This window comes from Paraburkholderia sp. BR10923 (genome assembly GCF_040948765.1).
Lineage (GTDB): Bacteria > Pseudomonadota > Gammaproteobacteria > Burkholderiales > Burkholderiaceae > Paraburkholderia > Paraburkholderia youngii.
Genome location: NZ_JBFPKO010000150.1, coordinates 1 through 623, shown reverse-complemented (window position 1 = coordinate 623; position 623 = coordinate 1). Strand labels below are relative to the sequence as shown.

Below are 623 nucleotides of genomic sequence, written 5' to 3'. Positions count from 1 at the left end.
TCGCCGACAGCCGTGCAGGCGAACATGCCCGCGCGTTCCTCGCTGGCTGGCAGGGCAAACTGGTATGCGACGACTACAGTGGATACAAGGCTGGATTCCAGCAGGGCATCACTGAAATTGGATGTGCTGCGCACGCGAGACGCAAGTTCTTCGATCTGCACGCCAATCACAGCAGTCAGATCGCTGCGCAGGCGCTGCCGTTCTTCGCTGCGCTTTACGACATCGAGCGCGACGCTGCAGTGCTACAAGCCGAGGAACGCCACAAGCTTCGACAGAGTCGGGCCAAGCCGGTCTGCGACGCACTTCACGAATGGATGAAGGCGCAGCGCAAGCTGGTGTCGGAAGATTCGGCGATTGCCAAAGCGCTGGATTACAGTCTTAAACGATGGGATGCGCTGACCCGCTATCTCGATGACGGTCACGTGCCTATACACAACAACTGGGTCGAAAACCAGATACGACCTTGGGCCATCGGCAGGTCGAACTGGCTGTTTGCCGGTTCGCTTCGAGCCGGGCAGCGAGCCGCGGCCATCATGAGTCTGCTACGTTCAGCGCAACTGAATGGGCACGAACCACATGCCTATCTGAAGGACGTCCTGACGCGACTGCCAACCCACAAGGCC

Annotated in this window: 1 protein-coding gene; it reads left to right on the top strand. The window is 59.4% G+C overall.

What is annotated here, in order from left to right:
• The coding region (locus tag AB3X94_RS41845; RefSeq protein ID WP_368614472.1) for an IS66 family transposase at positions 1–623 on the top strand (623 nt) is incomplete at both ends.